The sequence below is a fragment of the Mycolicibacterium wolinskyi genome (assembly GCF_002101965.1).
In the GTDB taxonomy this organism is placed as follows: Bacteria; Actinomycetota; Actinomycetes; order Mycobacteriales; family Mycobacteriaceae; genus Mycobacterium; species Mycobacterium wolinskyi.
Window position 1 is genome coordinate 37,869 of sequence record NZ_LQQA01000015.1, and the last position, 16,746, is coordinate 54,614.

The 16,746-nt window shown below is 64.7% G+C and carries 8 protein-coding genes, 1 tRNA gene and 1 pseudogene; 7 read left to right on the forward strand and 3 right to left on the reverse strand.

Annotated elements, in window-relative coordinates; all coding sequences use genetic code 11:
- Nucleotides 1-20: 20 nt before the first annotated feature.
- The 5 genes from AWC31_RS14595 (at nucleotide 21) to AWC31_RS14615 (ending at nucleotide 11,681) form a co-directional block, all read left to right on the forward strand.
- A complete protein-coding gene (locus tag AWC31_RS14595) occupies nucleotides 21-3,038 on the forward strand; it encodes a UPF0182 family protein (protein ID WP_085144909.1) in 3,018 nt (1,005 codons plus the stop codon).
- A gap of 101 nt (nucleotides 3,039-3,139) precedes the next feature.
- Complete coding sequence (locus AWC31_RS14600; protein WP_234816859.1) at nucleotides 3,140-6,538, forward strand: ATP-binding protein; 3,399 nt, start codon at nucleotides 3,140-3,142, stop codon at nucleotides 6,536-6,538.
- A gap of 167 nt (nucleotides 6,539-6,705) precedes the next feature.
- A complete protein-coding gene (locus tag AWC31_RS14605; RefSeq protein WP_085144910.1) occupies nucleotides 6,706-8,100 on the forward strand; it encodes an FAD-binding oxidoreductase in 1,395 nt (464 codons plus the stop codon).
- Nucleotides 8,101-8,175: 75 nt separating this feature from the next.
- A tRNA-Met gene (locus tag AWC31_RS14610) sits at nucleotides 8,176-8,249 on the forward strand.
- Between the two features lie 1,689 nt (nucleotides 8,250-9,938).
- On the forward strand, nucleotides 9,939-11,681 hold the full coding sequence (locus AWC31_RS14615; RefSeq protein ID WP_165765969.1) for a hypothetical protein: 1,743 nt from the start codon (nucleotides 9,939-9,941) through the stop codon (nucleotides 11,679-11,681).
- A 728-nt stretch (nucleotides 11,682-12,409) separates the two neighbouring features.
- On the opposite strand, the gene AWC31_RS37150 is transcribed toward AWC31_RS14615, so the two are convergent.
- Nucleotides 12,410-13,120 (reverse strand): hypothetical protein, encoded by a 711-nt coding sequence (locus tag AWC31_RS37150; RefSeq protein WP_133060162.1) that lies wholly within the window; start codon nucleotides 13,118-13,120, stop codon nucleotides 12,410-12,412.
- An 86-nt stretch (nucleotides 13,121-13,206) separates the two neighbouring features.
- A pseudogene (locus AWC31_RS14625) lies at nucleotides 13,207-13,377 on the reverse strand (IS3-like element ISPfr13 family transposase); the annotation flags it as partial.
- A gap of 263 nt (nucleotides 13,378-13,640) precedes the next feature.
- On the opposite strand from AWC31_RS14625, the gene AWC31_RS14630 reads away from it, so the two are divergent.
- Entirely contained in the window at nucleotides 13,641-14,093 is a 453-nt protein-coding gene (locus AWC31_RS14630; RefSeq protein ID WP_165765970.1) for an ASCH domain-containing protein, read from the forward strand.
- Complete coding sequence (locus AWC31_RS14635; RefSeq protein WP_085144915.1) at nucleotides 14,062-15,369, forward strand: Druantia anti-phage system protein DruA; 1,308 nt, start codon at nucleotides 14,062-14,064, stop codon at nucleotides 15,367-15,369. The genes AWC31_RS14630 and AWC31_RS14635 overlap by 32 nt, the downstream gene beginning before the upstream one ends.
- Before the next feature lie 27 nt (nucleotides 15,370-15,396).
- Here AWC31_RS14635 and AWC31_RS14640 read toward each other — a convergent pair whose 3' ends face one another.
- Nucleotides 15,397-16,626 (reverse strand): hypothetical protein, encoded by a 1,230-nt coding sequence (locus tag AWC31_RS14640; RefSeq protein WP_085144916.1) that lies wholly within the window; start codon nucleotides 16,624-16,626, stop codon nucleotides 15,397-15,399.
- Nucleotides 16,627-16,746 lie beyond the last annotated feature (120 nt).

Here is a 16,746-nt window from a genome sequence, read left to right on the forward strand (position 1 = left end):
TCTGAGACTGGAGTTGACGAGTGGGTATGCGGCCCGCGGCAAGGATGCCGAAGCTGACGCGACGTAGCCGGATTCTCATCGGCCTGGCACTGGTCGCGGTGCTGCTGTTGCTCATCGGGCCGAGGTTCATCGACACCTATGTCGACTGGCTGTGGTTCGGCGAGCTCGGGTACCGGTCGGTGTTCACCACCGTCCTGGCCACCCGGATCATCGTGTTCCTCGTGGTGTCGGTGCTGATCGGCGCGATCGTCTTCGCCGGCCTGGCCCTGGCCTACCGGACCCGTCCGGTCTTCGTGCCGACGGCAGGCCCCAACGACCCGGTGGCCCGCTACCGCACCACCGTGATGGCGCGGCTGCGGCTGTTCGGCATCGGCATTCCGGTCTTCATCGGGCTGCTCGCCGGCATCGTCGCGCAGAGCTACTGGGTGCGCATCCAGCTGTTCCTGCACGGCGGCGATTTCGGCGTCACCGATCCGCAGTTCGGCAAGGACCTCGGCTTCTATGCATTCGATCTGCCGTTCTACCGGCTGGTGCTGAGCTACCTGTTCGTGGCGACGTTCCTGGCGTTCGTCGCGAACCTGCTGGGCCACTACCTGTTCGGCGGCATCCGGCTGACCGGTCGCACCGGTGCGCTCAGCCGCGCCGCGCGCATCCAGCTCATCAGCCTGGTCGGCACGCTCATCCTGCTCAAGGCGTTCGCCTACTGGCTGGACCGCTACGAGCTGCTCAGCAACACCCGCGCGGCCAAGCCGTTCACCGGTGCCGGCTACACCGACATCAATGCCGTGCTGCCGGCCAAGCTCATCATGCTGGCCATCGCGGTGATCTGTGCGGTGGCGGTGTTCTCGGCAATCGTGCTGCGGGATCTGCGGATTCCGGCGATCGGCGTGGCGCTGCTGCTGCTGAGCTCGCTCGTGGTGGGTGCGGGCTGGCCGCTGATCGTCGAGCAGTTCAGCGTCAAGCCCAACGCCGCGCAGAAGGAGAGCGAGTACATCAGTCGCAGCATCGCGGCGACCAGGCAGGCGTACGGGCTGACCGACGAGACCGTGACGTATCGCAACTACGAGAGCAGCGGTCAGACGACGGCGGCCCAGGTCGCCGCCGACCGGGCGACCACGTCGAACATCCGGCTGCTCGACCCGACGATCGTCAGCCCCGCCTTCACACAGTTCCAGCAGGGCAAGAACTTCTACTTCTTCCCCGACCAGCTGGCGATGGACCGCTATGTCGGCCCGGACGGCAATCTGCGTGACTTCGTGGTCGCGGCCCGTGAGCTCAACCCGGACCGGTTGATCGACAACCAGCGCGACTGGATCAACCGCCACACCGTCTACACCCACGGCAACGGCTTCATCGCCTCGCCGGCCAACACGGTGCGCGGAATCGCCAACGACCCCAACCAGAACGGCGGCTACCCCGAGTTCCTGGCCAGCGTGGTTGGCGCCAACGGCAGTGTCGTGTCGCCCGGCCCGGCCCCGCTCGATCAGCCGCGGGTCTACTTCGGCCCGGTCATCGCGAACACGCCCGCCGACTACGCGATCGTCGGCAAGAACGGCGATGTCGACCGCGAGTACGACTACGAGACCAACACCGAGACCAAGAACTACACCTACACCGGCAGCGGCGGTGTGCCGATCGGCAACTGGCTGACGCGCAGCGTCTTCGCCGCGAAGTTCGCCGAACGGAACTTCTTGTTCTCCAACGTGATCGGCGAGAACAGCAAGATCCTGTTCAACCGTGACCCGGCCGAGCGCGTCGAGGCGGTGGCGCCGTGGCTGACCACCGACACGAGCGTGTACCCGGCGATCGTGAACAAGCGGATGGTGTGGATCGTCGACGGCTACACGACCCTCGACAACTATCCGTATTCGGAGTTGACCACGCTGTCGAGCGCGACGGCCGACTCCAACGAGGTCGCGGTCAACCGGCTCGCACCCGACAAGCAGGTTTCCTACATCCGCAACTCGGTGAAGGCCACCGTCGACGCCTACGACGGCACGGTCACGCTCTACGCCCAGGACGAGAACGATCCGGTGCTGCAGGCGTGGATGAAGGTGTTCCCCGACACCGTCAAGCCGAAGGCCGACATCTCCAAGGAGTTGCAGGACCACCTGCGTTACCCCGAGGACCTGTTCAAGGTGCAGCGGGCCCTGCTGGCCAAGTACCACGTGGACAACCCGATCACGTTCTTCTCGGCGCAGGACTTCTGGGACGTGCCGCTCGACCCGAACCCGACGGCAAGCAGCTTCCAGCCGCCGTACTACATCGTCGCGAGAGACCTTGCGAGCAACGATAATTCGTCGTCGTTCCAGTTGACCAGCGCACTCAACCGGTTCCAGCGTGACTTCCTGGCGGCCTATGTGAGTGCGAGCTCGGACCCGTCGACGTACGGCAAGCTCACCGTGTTGACAATTCCGGGCCAGGTCAACGGTCCGAAGTTGGCGTTCAACGCGATCAGCACCGACACCGCGGTCAGCCAGGACCTCGGTGTGATCGGCCGCGACAACCAGAACCGGATCCGGTGGGGCAACCTGCTCACGCTGCCGGTGGCCGACGGCGGTCTGCTCTACGTCGCGCCGGTGTACGCGTCGCCGGGCGCCAGTGATGCGGCCTCGTCGTACCCGCGCCTGATCCGCGTCGCGATGCTGTACAACGACCGAGTCGGATACGGCCCGACGGTCGGCGACGCGCTGACCGAGCTGTTCGGCCCTGGCGCCGCGGCCACCGCGACGAACGTCGCCCCGACCGACGGCCGGCCGCAGGCCGCACCGCAGCAGGCGCCGACCGACGGGCAGGCGCCCGCCGCGCAACCGCCTGCCGACCAGGACGGCAGGCCGGCCCAGGCCCCGCCGCCGGCAGCCGCGGTGCCACCGAGTGGTCCGGTGCAGCTCTCCGGGCCGAAAGCCGCGGCGCTGCAGGAAGTCCAGTCGGCGCTGACCGCCGCGCAGGAAGCACAGCGCAGCGGTGACTTCGCCGAGTACGGCGAGGCGTTGCAGCGCCTCGACGACGCGATGAAGAAGTTCGACAGCACGCGCTAACTTCGCACCGCGAGCGACCGTGTTTGTACGCCGACACTCCGTGTCCGGGCGTACAACCACGGTCGCTCGCGCGGCCGGACGCTGACATTTACGATGCCCCGGTGCACTATCGCGTGCTGGGGCCGTTGCAGGTGGTGCACGGAGGCTCGCCCGTCGACATCGGCGCGCCCAAACAGCGTGCCGTGCTGGCGATGCTCCTGCTTGCCGACGGCCGTGTCGTTTCCGTCGATCGCCTGATCGACGCCGTGTGGGGCGACGACCCACCGGCGAGCGCGACGGCCAGCTTGCAGGCCTACATCTCGAACCTTCGCCGGGCGCTGCGCGACGAAACGGCCGTATCGCCGATCGTGCGTCAACCCCCCGGCTACTTTCTCGACGTTCCGGCGGATGCCGTCGATCTCACGGTGTTCGCATCGGGGTGCGCGCAGGCCGCCGCGGCGGTGGAGGAGGCCCGCTGGGCCGACGCGCTGACCGCCGCCGACGACGCACTGGCGTTGTGGCGCGGCAACTTTCTCGACGACCTGCGGGATCAGGAGTGGGTTACCGAGGACGCCGCCCGTGCCGCCGAGATGCGCACCGAGTGTGTCGATCACCGCATCACCGCGTTGCTGGCGCTCGGGCGCGTACCCGCGGCGCTGGCCGCCGTCGTGGAGCTGCGCGCGGCCGAGCCGCTGTCCGACCGCGCCTGCTGGTTGCACATGCTGACGCTCTACCGGTCCGGCCGCGCTTCGGACGCGCTCGAATCCTATGGGCGCTACGCCCGACTGCTCGATGACGAACTCGGCCTCGCACCGGGAACGGAGGTACGCGCGCTGCAAACCGCGATTCTGCGCCAGGCACCGGAGTTGGCGGCGTGGCCGCGGTCTCCCGAATGGACCGGTGCGGGCGAGGTCCACACACCAGCGGGCCCGATGCCGCCGCCTCCGGCAACCGAGGTGCGGCGTGCGGTGATGATCGGGCGGGATCGCGAATTATCCGTGGCCGCAGACCTTCTCGCCGATGTCCGGGCGGGGGAGACCCGCTGGCTGGTGCTGTCCGGCCCGCCGGGTATCGGCAAGACCCGCCTGGCCGAGGAGATCGACGATCGGTTCGATGCCGGGGCGATCTGGGTGACGTGCCCCGACGAGCAGGCTCCGCCGTGGTGGCCGATGCGCCAACTGGTCCGCGGCCTGGGCGCTGATCCCGACGAGGTGCTGGAGGTACCGCCGCACGCCGACCCCGACACCGCGCGGTTCCGCGTCTATGAGCGCGTACAGACGCTGTTGGAACAGGCACGACGGCCGGTGGTCGTCGTGATCGACGATGTGCAATGGGCGGATTCGACGTCGGCGGCCTGTCTGGCCTACATCGCCGGTGCGCTGTGGGGACATCCGGTCGCGGTGCTGCTGACGGTCCGCGACGGCGAGCACAGCGCCGAGGTGTCCCGCCTGTTGGCGACGGTCGCCCGCGGCGAAGGCAATCGCCACCTCGTGCTGTCCTCGTTGTCGTCTGAAGACGTTGCCGCACTTGCCAATCAGATCGCCGAGGACGGAGTCGACGACGACGAGGCACACGTGCTGGCGGAACGGACCGGTGGAAACCCGTTCTTCGTCTCGGAGTACGCACGGCTACCGCGCGCCGAGCGCGGCGAGATACCGGTCGCGGTCAAGTCGGTGCTCGAGCGCCGACTCGCCGGACTCGACCCGGCCGTGCTCGGCGTGCTGCGCGTGGCCGCGATCATCGGTGACGCGATCGACGCCGACGCCGTTCCGGTGCTGGCGCAAGTGGCGGGTCTGGATTTCGACAGTCTCGCAGACCATCTCGACGCCGCAGCCGACGAACGCATCATCGTGAGTGCGCATTCGGGTGACGGCTATGCGTTCGCCCATGGGCTCCTACGCGAGCACCTTGTCGCCGACCTGCCGGCGCTCCGCCGCCAACGGTTACACGCGCAAGTGGCAAAGGTTCTGGCCGACAGCGCATCCGAGGATGCGGTGCCGCGGCGGGCTCAGCACCTGGTGGCCGCGCAGCCGTTGGCCGATCCGCAGGACGTGGTCGCAGCTTGCCGGCTGGCCGCCGAGCAGGCGACCGCGCGCTGGAGCTCGGACATCGCCGCCAACTGGTGGCAGGCCGCGCTGGACGCCTACGACCGGCTGCCCGCGACCTCACGCAGCGATACCGAGCGTGACGCGCTGACCGTGGCGATGCTGGAAGCGCATTCACGCGCCGGCCGTGGCCGGTTGGTGCTCGACACCGTGGAACGTCACCTTGCCGACGCGCTGCGCAGCGAGCGGGCCGAGACGGCGGGCCGGGTCGCGAGTGCGCTGCTGCGGGCCAGTGGGGGCTGGCCGTGGCTGGCTCCCGGCGATGATTCCGGCGCGCTGCTGGCGTTGCTGGAACGTGCGGCGCGGATGGCCGACGCGCATCCGGCCGCAGGCGCGCGTGTGCTCGCTGCGCTCGCCGTCGGTCTCTGCTACCACCCGGATCCGGCACTGGCCGCCGGGCACCTCGACCGGGCCGAGCAATTGGCCGACAGCACAGGCGATCCCGACATCATCGCCGATGTCGTGATGGGCCGCCTGATCACCTACTCCGGCGTGGCCTCCTTCAGCCGCCAGACGTTCGACTGGATCGCGCGGTTGAACTCCTTGCGCCACACCAGGTCCCGGGAGGACGCGGTGATCGCGCACTCGGTTGCGACGATGGCTGCCATGACGCTGGCCGACGTCTCGCTCGCCGAACACCATCTGCGAGCCGGCGTCGAGGGCAGTGAAGAACTGCAACTTCCCGTGCTGCGGGCCCAATTACGGTGGATGGAAGCAGTATTGGCGATGTGGCACGGCGACTTCGCCGAAGCGCAACGGCACCACGCGATCGCCGCGCACGTCCATGAGCAGACCGAGCTCTACGTCGCGGGTAGCGGGCTCGTCGCGGTCGTGACACTGCTGCGCGAACAGGGCGGACCGATCGGGCCGGGTTGGTCAGCCCTGCACGCCAGTAGCGAGACCGGCGGCCAGAGCATGGAGGCGCTCGTCCACACCGCGCTGCTCACGATCGACACCGGTTCACGCGCCGAGGCCGTCGCGCGGCTCGACGGCTGGCTCGCCGACGGGAATCGCGCCGAGGTGTGGACCACCCTCGGCCATCTGACCTGGCTCGCACATCTGGCGGCCGATCATGAACTGACTGAGTACGCGACGCCGCTGTTGGCCGCACTCGAACCGTTCATCGACTGCATCGCGGTGATCGGCCAGGTCGGCCTTGCCGGACCGGTTTCGTTGGCGACGGCGCGCCTGCACGCACTACAAGGCGACCGCGAGCGGGCACTGGCGGACCTGGCCCGGGCCGAGGACATCGGCCGCCGCCACGGCGGCAACCCCACACTGCTGCGGTGCGCGCTGTTGTCCTGCCAGCTCGACGACGATGGGCCGGCCCGCCGCGAGGCGGCACACACAGTCGCGCGCCAAGCCGAGGCACTCGGCATGCGCGGCATCGCCGCCCGCGCGCTGCTGATCACTTGACACCGCGAGCGACCGTGTCTGTACGCCGACACTCCGTGTCCGGGCGTACAAACCCGGTCGCTCGCGCGGCATCGGCTTGCCACATTCTTGAGCTCGGCGCCAAGGGAAAGCCAAGCGGGCCGAGCGATGCTGTGCGCAACTCGCCTGGACTGCTTGGAGGACATCCGATGACCCTGACCGACCTGCCGCACGACGGACTTGCCGACGCCCTCGGTGAACTGCGCACCCACGTCGCTGCACCCGTCGCGCTGCCCGGCGAAGCCGGCTACGAACGCGCCACCCCGTGGAACGTGGCCGCAGCCGTCGAGCCCGGCGCGGTCGTCCTGGCGACTTCCGCCTACGACATCGCCAACACCGTGCGCTTCGCGGCAGCGCGCGGCCTGCGGGTCGCCGTGCAGGCCACCGGCCACGGCGCTCTTGCCGTCACCCGCGACACCATTCTCGTCGTCACATCCGGAATGACCAGCTGCACAGTCGATCCGGCCACCCGCACCGCCCGAGTCGCGGCCGGCGCCAAATGGCAGCACGTGCTCGACGCGGCCGCGCCACACGGCCTCGCCGGATTGTGCGGATCCTCACCCAACGTCGGCGTCGTCGGATTCCTCACCGGCAGCGGGATCGGGCCTCTGGTCCGCACCGTCGGTGTGTCGTCGGACTACGTACGCTCCTTCGAGTTGGTCACCGGGAAGGGGCAATTGCTGCGCGCGACGCCCGACGAGAACGCCGAGCTGTTCTGGGGGCTGCGTGGTGGCAAGTCAACGCTCGGCATCGTCGCCGCGGTCGAGATCGACTTGCTGCCGATCCCCGAATTCTATGGCGGTGCACTCTATTTCGACGGCGCCGACGCGGCGGCCGTGCTACGGACGTGGAGCGGCTGGTCGGCCGCGTTGCCCGACTCGATCAACACATCCATGTGCCTGCAACAACTTCCGCCGCTGCCCGGTGTGCCCGAGCCGTTGTCCGGACGGTTGACCGTCGCGGTGCGCTACACGGCGGTTGGGGACTTCGCGCGCGCCGAGCGGCTGTTGGAGCCCATGCGCGCGGTCGCGACGCCTTTGCTGGATACCGTTGCCGTGCAACCCTATGCGGCCATCGGCGCCGTGCACGCCGACCCGGTCGATCCCATGCCGATCTACGAACATCAGACACTGCTGCGTGAGTTCAACGCTGATGCCGTCGACGTCATGTTGGCCGCGGCAGGCCCGGACACCGGATCCGTCCAGACGATCGTGGAAGTGAGAATGCTCGGCGGCGCTCTCACGCGTGAGCCCCGTCACCGCAGTGCCTTCTGCCACCGCGACGCCGCCTATGCGGTGACGATCATCGGTGTGCCCGTCCCACCCGTCGCCGACGAAGTCTGCGGGCAGGCGCAGGCCCTCGTGGCCGCACTCGCGCCATGGTCCACCGGCGGTCAGCTGCCGAACTTCGCGCCATCGCACGATGCGGGCCGGGCCGCACGCGTCTATGACGAGGACACTCGGCACTGGCTGGCCGCGCTCGCCGACCGTCACGACCCTGCGGGGGTGTTCCGGTGCGGCCAAGTCGTCCGGTTCATCGAGTGATTTCCGGGCAAAAACACCCACTGACCATACGATTTGGAGCACGCCACACGCCCCCGGTAACCTTGTGTTCACCGACGCGGGGTGGAGCAGCTCGGTAGCTCGCTGGGCTCATAACCCAGAGGTCGCAGGTTCGAATCCTGTCCCCGCTACTAGCGAGAATGGCCCTCGGACGAAAGTCCGAGGGCCATTTTCTATGGGCTGGTGAATGGATCTGTGAACATCACATCTCTCACTACTGGCTACCGACGTCGCCAATCCTAAAGTCCAGCAGCATCGCCGGATTCGATCCCGGGGCGAGCTTGTCGCGCTGGAAACTGCGGCGCAGTGCGGCACGCCTGGCCGGCTGACTCGATACCGCCGCCACGATTCGAAATCACGCAGCAGAAACCGGGAATACTTCTGGCGTCGAAAAGGGCGTCGTGCGCCGAATCCGGGGTCGTCGCAGACAGGTTGACGCGTTCTCTCGTTAGTATCTAGTGCCTGACCCGAGTGGTTGTCCGCAGCGCGGGCATCCACCGCTGACCTTCATTTCTCCCTCTTCGGACTCTGAGCCGGGCACGATCGCAACGAGTGCATTCATGCAGGCGTTGCCGTGCTGTTTCACTCGGTGCACAGGCGGTTGCTGCCTTGTCCATCCGACATAATGCATGAAGATGTGCCGCTTATCGATATCGCGGAGGGTAGTGGGGGTCGAAAAGCAGGCGATGTAGATGTGCTCGGGGTGATCGCGGCAGTCGATACGACAGCGTGAGCGCGCAAGCGGCAGCACATCGCCGTAATTGGTTTCGGCAAATGGGGTGATCTCGGGAAGTCGTGGAAGCGCTGTCAATGGGGCACGGTCCCAGACCCGAAGCGGGTCTGGACCGTTCGTGGATAGGTCCCGAATCAGGATGTCGACATGTTCCCGATTCTTGCCGGCACCTGGCGCTGTTCGTGAAAGGTACTGGGCGAGCGCGGCTTTGATCCTCGACTCCCACTCATTGTCCGTCGACTTTCTGCACCTGCAGGGAGTGTAGAACCGGGCGTCGGGTCCGTAGGACCCCTCGTAGGTAGCGACCCGCGTCTTGCAGAACCGACAGATGAGCCCTCGGACCTGGCGGCTGGCACGGGCTGTGTCGAGAACCATCGCGTGGCAATCAAGGCAGACCATGCACCGTCCATCGAGCACCCCGAGCAGCGTATCGAGTTGCTCGGGTCCGATACCGTACCTCGACGCCCTGTGCGCGCGTGTCCGCGGCGACGAATTTGCCAGACAGCCGCCGATGCACCAAGCATGATCGTGGCCTTCTGTCGTCGGCGGCGTCTGCATTTTTGTACGATATCGATCTCTTCCGACAACCCGGCTGAGCTGGAGAGAAACATGCTGGCCAGCTAATTGGGCAACCACTAGTCTCCGCCTCAATCGCTTCGCATCATCCCTCAGGTTGGACTACTCGAAGCGTGCTGGCCTTGACAGAGTGACTCCCCGAATGTCGTGTAAATGCACGAACGCATGGTCTCCGCTGAACTGTCGATAGAGCACCCCCACACGGCTCTCAGCTGGCGTGGTAAACGGGTGACGACTGGCGGGTGTGGTGCCCAAGGACGCGGGCGAGAAACGCTGGTTTGAACCGGGCGTTGGGGGTCGCTGATTTTCGTCAGACGCAGTTGGCGCGCCGTCATGTCGGAAATCAACGCCGCGCGCGTTGACGACTCGTGGCTCACAGTGCCGAATCGCGCTTTAGCGATGTTTACGATACCGATAGGCCCTGCTGCGCGGCTGCGACCGTGGTTCTGCCGTGGACTTGTCGACCGGATTACCGGCCAGATGCACCACCGGTACGTACCGTCAGGTGCTTATGAGTGTGGACTGGGCCGGGTTAGACCAACTAACTTTTGATCGCGTCGTCGAAGCGCTCGTGCGAGACCGGTTCGGTGCAGGTGTCCGCGCGGTCAACGGCAAGGGCGGCGATGAGGGCATCGACATCGAGATCCGGCTCGAATACGACATTGTCTGGATCCTGCAGCTCAAGTTCTATCCTGGCGGCTTCTCGTCGGAACATCGAAAGCGCCGCCGAGAGATCGCTAATTCCTACCACCGAGCTGAGCAACATCGTCCGGCGATCTGGTCGCTGGTTGTCCCAGAGTTGTGCACGCCGGGTGAACAGAAGTGGGTCACCGCTCTGAACGACGGGAAATCCTCACCGCACATCACGGTCATCGACCGGGATGATCTTGATGCCTGGTTGGGTGCGGCCCCACATATTGATCAGTGGGCACAACGCAACGTCAATTCCGAGTTGGAGCGTCTCGCCAAGATATTCGGCCAGGAGAAAGCCGCGATACTCGGCGGTGTGTCGGACGTATTGGCCCGCGTGCGCGACCTCGGCGGTGTCGTGAACTCCCTCGATCTGGATTGGGCCGTTGACTTCGCCCACCAGGGCGGTAGGAGTTCGGTCATTGTGCGGCCGCGCCACCCCGGTGCGCCGGTGACCAATCCGGTCACGTTCGCGGTGGAGGTCGGCGAACTGGACGCGGAGCTTGAGAGGGTGGTGATGAGCAACCTCGGATATGCGACATCAGAGACGGTGCATCTTCCGGCGGAGGTAGTCCGCTCGGTGCATATCTCTGGCGGCCCCTTTCAAGCTGGTGAATACCCGCCAGGTCCAGTACAGTTTGTCACCAGGCCAGGCGGCCCGGGGCGGGGAAAACAGCTGGAATTCAAAACCTTTCACGAAGGAAGCCTGGTCGGCACCTTCGAAGGAATCATCACCCACGCCGCGCCTGGCCCTATCGGCGGCACTATCGAAGCTGACTTCAGCGGCGGACATCTTAAGGCGCGTCTACGGCTCCCGCACCATGGCAACACCACAACGTTGAGCGACATGCCCGGACCGGGGTTTGAGATGGCGCTCGACTTCGACGCGCAGCCACCGAGTGTGGTCGCAGACGTGCTCTCCACAGCGCGCATGCTGCGGCTAGCCAGCCGTGTTGAGATCCGAGTGCAAGGTGCGCTCCTTACAGCCGTAAAGCCCACCTACACGCCCGATAGCGACGACGCCGAGATGATCGCTATTGAAGAGTTCGCCGGCGATCTCGCAGTGATCCAACGCCACACCAACAGCCACTTCACCATGCCAACGGAGATGCGGCCGGGTGAACGGGTCAAAGCGCGCGTGGCGCGGCTGCTGGCGGAAAACTACATCGTTGCGTCACCGCGGGCCCCGCGATTGACGCTCGAGATGAGCGGCGACGACACACCCGGCCTGCGAGAGATGTTGAGCCGGCCGCAGCAACCGATACTGTGGCCAGCGGGGCCGTTCACCGAAACCCTCGCTGGACGAGAATTACTGATCGGCGACGTGTACGTGGTGGGACGCCGAGCCGCCATCCTCAATGGCGCAGAAGCGATTGCGGCATTGGACTCTGGTACTGCCCAGGGGTTCAAGGTGATTCTGGAACCGGTCGACGAACCGTACTTCTATCTCACGCTCGCTAACGTCGATCAGACGCAGATCAACAGCCGGTACCTCGCTGCCTGGAGTCTCTACGGTATCGACCAGCCGGGTCTGCCTCCGGAACTCACTGATCCCAATGCGTGATGGACTGGTCGTGGGTAACGAATGCGGGGCTACTGTTGGACCCAGCCGGCGGTCGAGTCGTAGCGTCCGGACTATGGCCAAGATCGAGTCACGAAGCGACGTTCGCCGCAAGGTCCGCGAAGCGCAGACCAGAGCCCAACAAGAACGGCTGAAGCGGGAAACCCGACAACCGCGAGGACATGGTCGCGTTTCTGTTGGCCGAGCAGAAGTTGCAGGCCGTCGATGACTGGGAGACAGAGCACGTCGCCCAGGTGCGCGGTGAGGCCGAGCAGCGCCGTCACGAACAGCGCGTGGAAGGCGCAAAAGCCTTGGCGCGCATGAAGGGGCGGGAGAAACCATCAAAGACATCGCCGCACTGGGCGGCGTGCGGGAGAAATTGGTCCGCAGCTTCCTCAAACTGGCGGCTACGACGCCAGCGGTTCGGGAGGCCGCCGGCGTCGGTTCGCAGGCACTAGGTTTCGCCGATGGAAAGGCGGCTTCGCAAGTGCACCGCAAGCAGTGAGTGACCGGATCGAAGATGATGAGATGGTCGTGTAGTGCGACGTTTTCGGGATGACGTTCTATGACACATCGTGCTCGCCGAGCTCACGCTTGGGATAGCTGCCGGTTGCCGACTCAGCGGCCTAGGTGTGGCGTACGTCGATCAATCGCGTGAGCACGCTTCCATGCGAGCGTTGGAGCGGCCGGCGGACGAGCCGCGTTTTCGATTAACCGTAGATTGATCTGGTTCAATTTTCGGGTCGCGCGTTGACTGCAGACAACACCCAGGTGTTGTTGGAGCTTCTGTACTCCTGGCAGACGCCGTCGTAGTCGTCCGGAACGGTAATCCATTCGCCCTCCGCGGGGACTCGTCGCTTGACCACATGTCCGTCAACCACCATCGATAGTTCGAGTTGCCATAAGACAGCCTCAGCCGAGGCGGCGCCCGAGACTCGCAGGACGAGTGGCTGGTCGGAGCAGACGCTGAACAGCGGATCGATTCGGGTTTCTTTCGGGAAGTTGCTCGAGTCGATGCATCGCACGCGTTTTGTGTTCAGGTCGATTTCGAGTGAGATTGCGACGATTGGGCCGCCGAGCGCCTGCTTCAGTGCAATGCCGGACACTTGGTGTGCGATCCGCGTGTGTACGGCGATGCCATCGATCACCACAGAGGTGCCATGCTTTGGCTGGACTATGACGGAGAACTCGCCCACTCCGATGGGTAGAGCCCGATTGCGCTTGATCCATCGAGCGGCCGGTCTTGTGTTGTTGACGATCTCATCGGGCGATGGTGGCGAGCATTGCTTAACGTTAACGGCATGAGGAACGAACAGCGAGTACGTCGAGGATGACTGCTTCACGGTGATAGACACGCCGTAGTCGCGTGATGTCGTCCGATACAGGAATCCCGCGCCGGCGCCGAAGGCTTTGGCAGCCGCGAAAACTATCGATGGTTCCATCTTTCGACTGTAACGGTGTTGACGTCGCCAAATGGCTTCGGCGCTCAAAGTTGTCGAGCTCATGGCGACGAAAAATCAACCGGTTGCCCGGCATCGACCTCGGCCTGCGCCACCCAGCGCCGCACTGATTCCCTACCAACACCAACCTGACTTGCCACCGCCTCACAGACAGTGGTCAACGACGGATGCTCCTGCTGAATCTCTGCAACCAGCCGCACCGCCCGCTCACGCAGGGCAGGATCGATCTTCTTCGGTATGCCGTTCATCCTTCCGGACCAAAACAGCAGCGGCATCAAACCTCGGACGGTTAAGCCGCAGATGGCGTGTACAGGGCAGCCGATAGCGACGTGTTCGCGGCAAATCGCGTCGGTTTCTTGGTCGTGTTGTGCTCACGGGCGACCAGATATTGGGGCGCGGCCAGCGACGACACGACCAAGTCGGGGATGTGGCTTACGATCGCAGTATGCGGAGGTTGGGTGGAGTACGGAACCCGTTTCCCCCGGAAGCGGAGAGGGATCGAGTGCCCGGGCGGGAAGCGGAGCTGGCCGGCAGAGCCGGCGAGTTCGGGCCGCGGGGCCTGATTGTTCGGGACCCGTACGCCTCGCAGCTGCTCAACGGCGACAAGATCTGGGAAATCCGCGGCCGGCCGACCCAAATTCGGGGCCCGGTCGTCATCGTCAAGCAAGGTACCGGCAAGGCGTATGGGATTGCGAACCTGGTGCGTGTTCTGGGGCCTCTAGATCTCGATGATTTGGTGACCGCTGCGGAGGTTACCTCCGAGGAGCGCGACGAACTGCGACGCGACGGGCTTCCGTACAAGAAGACTTACGCGTACGTTTTCACCAACCCGCAATGGTTCGAGCATCCGATTTCTTACCGGCACCCGAACGGGGCGGTGACTTGGGTTCGACTGCCGGATTTGGATTTGGACGACGTTGAGTATGTTGCGCCTTCTGAGCGCGAGCTGGTCTGACTTTCTGGTCTCTCTGCTGGACGATCTCGCACCGCTGGGTTTCGCTGGGGAGCGGTCAGGAGAGCAGGTTTCGGTCACCCTCACTCAGCCGGCCACACTCGAAGAGAGCGCAACCTTTTGGGATCAAGCGCACCAGCATCGTCACCTCACGGTGATCACACAACACGCGGAGACGATTCTTGAGTTCGAGGCTCGCCACGCCGATGTCTTCGCTCAGATGAGGGTTTTTCAGCCCAGCGCTATTAGGCCGGTGTTGGAGATCGTTGACTTTTCCGACAGGCGACACCGTGCCATCGTGGAGTATCTCGGGTTATGCCAGTCGGTTATGTCGCGCCGACGTGTAGGACGACAGATGGGGTTGTTGGTCTGGGACCATGGGCAGACGGCGCATCGTCCGCTGATCGGCGCCGCGGTGTTGGCCAGCCCGCGCTACTCACAGCGCCTACGTGACGGGTACTTAGGGTGGGCGCCACATTATCCTAAGACCAGTGCGCGTCACGATCCGCACGAAACCAGCGTGCGGGAAGCCGGTCTCGGGCGGATGATGCAGCTGTCGATGGCGTATGCTCTGCCGCCCTATTCGCTGCTGTCTGGCTCGCGGCTGATTGCCATGGCGCCGTTCACCGACGTTGGGCAAGAGGCCTTCGCCGGTGCGTGCCGTCACGAGGAAGACCCGGACCTGGCCGCTGTGGTGACGACGACAGGCAAGGGACCAAGCGGATTTCCGTTCCGCAATCAGCGGATCGGCCAATTGTCGAATCGGACGATCGAGGCCGACAGCCAGGCACGCGGAGACGTCTTCGCCCACATTAGACCCTATGGGAGTTCGGCGTTGTATGCCTCGTTCGAGGACCTCGTATCGTCTGGGACCGTCCGCATGGCTTGCGACCTGATGAGAACCGAAGAGCCTAAGCAGTTCTCGTCAGCCAAACATGTTGAGCGGATGTCGATGTCGTATTGTCTGAAGCGCCTTAGTCTGTCCCGCGACATCTTCCGGGGCAATGAGATGGGCGTTCACATCGGCATGCTGGGCGCCGAAACCCGAGCGCATCTTGCTGATGGGACACCGCGGCCGCACGGCCAGCGCCCGCGTCTGGATTGGGACACCGTGGTGGCGGTCTGGACTCAGCGATTTCTTCCGGCCTCCGATGGCGTCGCCGAAGCCGCTGATGAGAAAGATCGGGTCCAGCACCTCGCCGCGCGGCGTCGACGCAACGCACGAGGAAAGAGTTGCCGACAGAGCGAGATCCTGTTGTCTAGCCAGCTGCCGCAGTGAGGAGTGTGCGGTGTTGGTGGTCGCCGGCTAGCCACCGTGAGGTCCGAGCTTGATCTTTCTCGTCCACATGAAGTAGCCGATTGCGACAACAATGACGCCGCTAATCCCGATGCCGATCTTGACCGGGTTCGACGCGGCGATGGTGGCGCCGACGAGCACGAGGGTGAGTCCGCCGAGGAGCAGCACGATTGCCGTGAGCATCCGGAGTACCGGTTTGTGGATATCCAGGCTCAATGTGCACATCGAGCCTGGCGGGTAGGACGTTCCCCGGCTCTGGCATTGGGTCTCCAGATGAAGCCCTGCGTAGCGGTGTCGGATGGCGAAGTCCGTTGTGATGGAGAAGTTCTCATGCATCGGAGCGTTCGGACGATAGTCCCTTGGATGTGCCGGGAGCTTGAGTAACGCGGCGTGGTCGTCATGGGGCACCAATGCGACCTTGGCGTCCCCGGGCACCTTTGGGGTCAGCCCTTCGGGCACGTAGGTTTGGACGGTCAAAGTGTAGGTATTGTCCTCCTGGAGCCGGTAGTCGCGATTCCAATCGGCGACCTTATCGCGCCTGTTGCGCGGGCGATCCCTAAGGGACACCGGTCTTTTGGTGTGCGCACCGCGTCTGACTTTTGCTTCGGTGATTTCTTGTACGCGCCAGAAGACGTCGTCAGCGAACTGGGTGGGCAGTTTGACCAGTTGGTCGACGACCTGCACCCAGCGGTCTTGGGTGTCGCTGATGAGACGCGGGGCCTGAGACACCACTGTGTCGGGGAGCAGTGACACCCAGTTGTATTGGGTCTCTCGGTCACCGAATGGAAGCGAGTTTGCGGCTTCGAGTGCCCGAACGAGTGCTTCCACTGCGGGTTCTGCGGGATCGATGAATCCTTTGACGGCGAGGCGGAAGCTGAAGGAGTCAGACTGCGGATCTAGTTGGTTACCGCGCTGGACCGCTTCGATAGTCGCCGATCGCGTGGGCACGAATACGCTGTCGTCCCAGGACAGCATCTCGTCGGGATCTCTTACGGATCCCTTTTGGAAACTGCGTTTCTGCCCATACATGAGTAGTGCGGGCAGAGGTAGCCGTGAGGGGTCTTCGGCGAGTTCATCGAACGTTCTCTCCGCACTTGGAGCGAACAGGCGCCGCGAATACTCGTAGGTGATGGCCGCCATTGGGGGCAGCGCCAGCACTTCGTGGACGTCGCCGTAGTAGCGCGCCTGGGTACTAGTGTCGAACACTACGAAGAACGGCGAAGGGTTGGCATTCGGCATAGTTATCTCCGATCGCAGCGCTGCTCGGACAAGTTCTACCAGGCAGGCATTCGGCACGAGCCGCTCATTGCCTATATCGGCCCTGTTATCTAACGGCCGGGTGCCCTCAGGTGCTGGCGT

Bases quoted from the DNA above. Each gene is read 5' to 3' on its own strand.
- AWC31_RS14605 (WP_085144910.1), top strand. From the start codon at position 6,706: ATGACCCTGACCGACCTGCCGCACGACGGACTTGCCGACGCCCTCGGT.
- AWC31_RS14615 (WP_165765969.1), top strand. From the start codon at position 9,939: ATGAGTGTGGACTGGGCCGGGTTAGACCAACTAACTTTTGATCGCGTC.
- AWC31_RS37150 (WP_133060162.1), bottom strand. From the start codon at position 13,120: ATGGAACCATCGATAGTTTTCGCGGCTGCCAAAGCCTTCGGCGCCGGC.
- AWC31_RS14635 (WP_085144915.1), top strand. From the start codon at position 14,062: ATGTTGCGCCTTCTGAGCGCGAGCTGGTCTGACTTTCTGGTCTCTCTG.
- AWC31_RS14640 (WP_085144916.1), bottom strand. From the start codon at position 16,626: ATGCCGAATGCCAACCCTTCGCCGTTCTTCGTAGTGTTCGACACTAGT.